Raw genomic sequence first — 1,367 nt, forward strand, 5'->3', positions numbered from 1 at the left:
GGATGTCGGTGACCGGCGGCAAGCTGTGCGCCGCGGTGGACCCGAGCCCGGCCCGCAGCTGCCTGCCCGCGAGCGTCCGGGGGGCCTCCCCGCACTTCGCCCAGTGGGAGACCGACCGGGAGACCGGCCGGCAGGCGGTCGCGCTGCGCTGGACGCGCGCCGGCAGCGTCACCCGGGTGACGATGAAGAAGCCGGTGTCGCTGTCGGGTTCGTCGGCGCTGGCGCTGCGGGTGTTCGTACCGCCGAACACCCGGGGAACGCGGCTCGACGTGTCGCTGACCGACACCTTCGGCAAGAAGGCGAAACTCGGCCAGGTCACCCTGGACGGCCTGCCCGGCAGCGAGCGGACCGCCTCCTACTGGGCGCGCGAGGTCCGGGTGCCCCTGACGGCGGCCGGCCGCGCCGGGCTGAAGCTGGGTTCGGTCAAGTCCCTCGAGCTCACGTCCCGTTCGGCCTCCGGGCGGGCCTGGCTGATGGACGCGTGGGGCTGGCGGGCCGGCACGCCCGCGGTGCGCGTGGAGGCGCTGCCGCGCGTGGACGTCGGCCGGACGACCGTGGCCGAGGGGGACTCGGGCACGCGCACCTACCGGATTCAGGTGCGGGTGACGGGCCGGGGCGGCAGCGGCCAGGTCCGGGTGTACGTCCTCGACCCGGTCACCGGGCGGGCGACGGACCGGCTGGTGACGGTGCGTCCGGGCGGGCATGAGGCTGATGTGCCGGTCGAGGTGCGGGGCAACACCCGCTACGGCACCGATGTGTCCCACGATGTGCTGGTCAAGGCGGTCCACGGCGCGGTCGTCGGCTCCTACCGGGGCGGGCTCACCGTGCGCGACGACGACCCGGCGCCCACGATGACCCTCACGCCGGTCGCCGCGAAGGTGACCGAGGGCCGGTCGCTGAAGTGGCGGGTGACGCTGTCGGAGCCGGTGGACGCGGACATGGACGCCTGGTTCGGGGCGGCGCCGGCCACCGCTCCGGAGCTGTCCACCAAGGACGTCCCGGCGACCTGGCTGCGGGACCAGTCCGGGGAGAAGCCCGACCCCGAACGGCCGCTGTCCAAGGTGTCCGCGCTCTGGCTGTGGGCGGACATCCCGGCGGGCCGCACGAGCGCGGAACTCACCGTGCCCACGGTCGAGGACCGGGTGCGGGAGTCCACCGAGTCGGTGCGGTTCCTCCAGCTCGACCCGCAGACCGGCAAGCCGCGGACCGGCGGCCTGGAGGCGACGGGCTCGGTGCTCGACGCGTCGTAGGGCCTACGGGCTCGGTGCGCGGACCACGGACACGGGACCCGGACCGCCGGCCTGGTGATCGCCCTGCACGTGGGCGCGATGCTCCTGCCGTCACCGCTCAGCGGCCGGCTCGTGGAC

General features: G+C 75.1%; 1 pseudogene. It reads left to right on the plus strand.

Going from position 1 to position 1,367, the window contains the following annotated elements:
* Positions 1 to 1,250: pseudogene (locus tag H5J33_RS35385) on the plus strand (hypothetical protein); the annotation flags it as partial.
* Between the last annotated feature and the right edge of the window lie 117 nt (positions 1,251 to 1,367).

The organism is Streptomyces sp. WELS2 (assembly GCF_013870595.1).
Lineage (GTDB): Bacteria > Actinomycetota > Actinomycetes > Streptomycetales > Streptomycetaceae > Streptomyces.